The organism is Nonomuraea sp. NPDC001684, assembly GCF_053596515.1.
On record NZ_JBSFGJ010000730.1, the window covers coordinates 1 to 2,934 of the forward strand.

The 2,934-nt window shown below is 71.5% G+C and carries 3 protein-coding genes; all 3 read left to right on the forward strand.

Annotation, left to right across the window (positions count from 1 at the left end):
* Nucleotides 1-243: 243 nt before the first annotated feature.
* Nucleotides 244-552, forward strand: coding sequence for a DUF6653 family protein (locus ACWCSD_RS50825; RefSeq protein WP_397162959.1), 309 nt, complete (start codon nucleotides 244-246; stop codon nucleotides 550-552).
* A 45-nt stretch (nucleotides 553-597) separates the two neighbouring features.
* On the forward strand, nucleotides 598-1,212 hold the full coding sequence (locus ACWCSD_RS50830) for a TetR/AcrR family transcriptional regulator (RefSeq protein WP_387680773.1): 615 nt from the start codon (nucleotides 598-600) through the stop codon (nucleotides 1,210-1,212).
* A gap of 144 nt (nucleotides 1,213-1,356) precedes the next feature.
* A complete protein-coding gene (locus tag ACWCSD_RS50835; protein WP_449926785.1) occupies nucleotides 1,357-2,868 on the forward strand; it encodes a nitrilase-related carbon-nitrogen hydrolase in 1,512 nt (503 codons plus the stop codon).
* The last annotated feature ends 66 nt before the right edge of the window (nucleotides 2,869-2,934 follow it).

Consider the following 2,934-nt stretch of genomic DNA (forward strand, 5'->3'; position numbering starts at 1 on the left):
GCGTCGTCCAGCCGGAGCCGGTAGACGCCCTTCTTGCTGCCGCCGGTCAGCCGGTCGAGCGCGGCCGGCCGCCGGTCGGCGCCGAACTGCTCGGCGACCAGGTCGCGCACGTCGTCGGGCCGCAGGAATGTTCGGGTCATGATCGTTTTCTATCATCCCAGGCCAGTTGAAAACAAAACTCTGAGCTGGTTTTATGAATTTAGGACGCCGGAGAGGTCCCAGCCCTCCCCGCAAGGAGCGACGATGAAGCTCACCCAGGCCGCGGCCGCCACATTCGGACTCGACGACGAGGCATGGAAGCGGCACGCCAACCCGTGGAGCGTGTGGACCCGGATGGCCGGGCTGGCGCCCATCCTGCTGCCGATCTACTTCCGCGAGGCGCTCGGCTGGTGGTCCCTGGCCCCGATCGCGGCGGGCGTGATCTGGATGTGGCTCAACCCCCACGCGTTCGCACCGGTGCACGAGCCGCGCAGCTGGGCGCTGTGGCAGATCGACCGTTTCGTGGCCATCCACGAGGAGGGCCTGCGCCGCGCCGCCGCCGCGGGTTCGTGACAACATCTGATCGGCATAACTGGTCGTGCAGGAAGGTTGTCCCCGATGCCGCCCGCGTTCACCGCAGAGGAGAAGGCCCGCATCACCGCCCTGTTGCTGGCGAACGGCGAGAAGCTGTTCACCGGCCAGGGGCTGCGCAAGACCTCCCTGGAGGAGCTGATGGCTCCCACGGGGGTGGCCAAGAGCAGCTTCTACGTCTTCTTCGACTCCAAGGAGGCGCTGTACCTGGAGCTGATGCTGCGTCAGACCGGCGAGGTGCGGCGGCGGGTCATCGACGGCGCGCTGATGAGCGCCGACGACCCGCGCGAGGCGCTGCGCCGGTTCCTGCACGCCACCGTCGAGGAGTTGTCGGTCAACCCCCTGTGGCGTCGCCTGATGACCCATCCGGAGGAGATGCAGGCGGTGGCCCGCAAGCTCGACCCCGAACGGGTCGCCGCGATGTCCGGCAGCCCGGCTGCCGCCCTCACCGAGTACGTCACCGCGCGCCGGGCCGCGGGCGAGCTGGTCGACGCCGAGCCCGCGGTCATCATCGGCGTGCTGCAGTGCGTGCTGCTGGTGCCGATGTTCGCCGAGCGGCTCGGCGACCCGGACCTGCACCCCAGGATCATCGACCTGCTCATCGACATCGTCGCCGCGGGGCTGGCCCGTCCCGGCGGCTGACCTCCCCGCAGATGGCCTCCCCGCAGACGGCCTCCCCTCAGATGGCCTCCCCGCAGATGGCCTCCCGGGGGTGGAGATAACTACAGGGGGAGTCGAGAGTCAGCCGCAATGGCGGCCGCCGCGCGATCGGCGAGGCTCCTGTGCATGGCAAACACCGCAACCACGACAATCCCCTACCTGGCCGGCGGCCGGCGAAAATACGCCTGGCTGGCGGTGGGGATCGTGCTCGGGCTGTTCGGGACGAACAGCGAATGGTCGGTCCCGCTGGCCGGATGGCTGTTCTCCATCGGCCTCATGCGCTTCACCCGCAGCTCGGGCGTCCCGGCCGGGCTCGCGGCCGTGGGCCTGTCGGCCGCCGCGACGACGGTGGTCTTCGTCGCGGCGGCGGGCGGGCTCACCGTCCCGCCGATCCTGCTCGGCTGTCTGCTGCTCAGCCTGGTCCTGAGCCTGCCGCTGCTGGCCGACCGGCTGCTCGTCCGGCGGCTCGGCCCGATCGCCGGCACGCTGGTCTTCCCGGCCGCCCGGGTGACGGCCGAGTTCCTGATCGCCACGGTCAGCCCGCTGGGCACGATCTTCGGGCCGCTGGCCGCGACGCAGTCGGCGAACCTGCCGCTGCTCCAGACGGCGTCCGTCACCGGCGTCTACGGGATCAGCTTCCTGATGGCGTGGGCCGCGCCGGTCGTCAACCTCTTGCTGGAACGCCGGGTGGCCTGGCCGTCGGTCCGGGGCGTCACGCTGACGTACGTCTCGGTGCTCGTCCCGGTGCTGCTCGGCGGCGGCCTGCGGCTGGCGGCCGGGCCGGTCGCGCCGGAGCTGGTGCGCGTCGCCGGGATCAGCGCCTCGCCGGCCGCCGAGAAGCGCATGCGGGAGATCGACAACTTCCACACCCCGCAGGTCCTGCCCGAGCAGAAGCCGACGCTGCGCAAGGCGTTCGCGGTGATCGACGACGACCTGTTCGCCCGCACCCGGACCGAGGCCGACGGCGGCGCCCGGATCGTGGCCTGGGCCGAGACCGCCGCGGTCGTGCTCGGCGAGGACTACCCCGGCTTCCTGCGCAAGGCCCAGGACCTGGCCAGGGAGAAGGGCGTCTATCTCGACATGGGGGTGGCCGTCGTCCTCGACGGGGAGCCGCGCTCCCGCGACCTGGCCGTGCTGGTGACCCCCGAGGGGCGGGTGGCGTCGGTCTTCGACAAGGCGCATCCGGTGCCCGGCATGGAGAGCCTGCGGCCGGGCGACGGGGTCGTGCCGGTGACCGGCACGCCGTACGGGAGGCTGGCCCACGTCATCTGCTTCGACGCCGACTTCCCCGCCACGCTGCGCACCCGCGCCGACGTCATGTTCGTGCCGGCCAACGACTGGAAGGGCATCGAGCGCATGCACGCGGCGAACGCGGTGTTCCGGGCCGTGGAGAACGGCTACAGCCTCGTCCGGACGGCCAGCAACGGCCTGGCGATCACCGTCGACGCCTACGGCACCCCGCTGGCCAGGGCGAACTACTTCGGCACGGTGCGGCAGAGCATGGTCGTCTCCGTCCCGACCCGCGGCGCCTGGACGCTGTACGGCCTGGTCGGCGATCTGTTCGCCGGGCTGTGCGCGGCCGCCCTGGCCGGGTTGACCGGGCTCGCCGTGCTCCGGCGGGCCGCGTACCGGGGCTGACCATGGGATTTGCGGAGGAAGGTGCGATGATGCCACGGGCGCGGAACGCGAAGACGCGGACGTCGG

Bases quoted from the DNA above. Each gene is read 5' to 3' on its own strand.
- ACWCSD_RS50830 (WP_387680773.1), top strand. From the start codon at position 598: ATGCCGCCCGCGTTCACCGCAGAGGAGAAGGCCCGCATCACCGCCCTG.
- ACWCSD_RS50825 (WP_397162959.1), top strand. From the start codon at position 244: ATGAAGCTCACCCAGGCCGCGGCCGCCACATTCGGACTCGACGACGAG.
- ACWCSD_RS50835 (WP_449926785.1), top strand. From the start codon at position 1,357: ATGGCAAACACCGCAACCACGACAATCCCCTACCTGGCCGGCGGCCGG.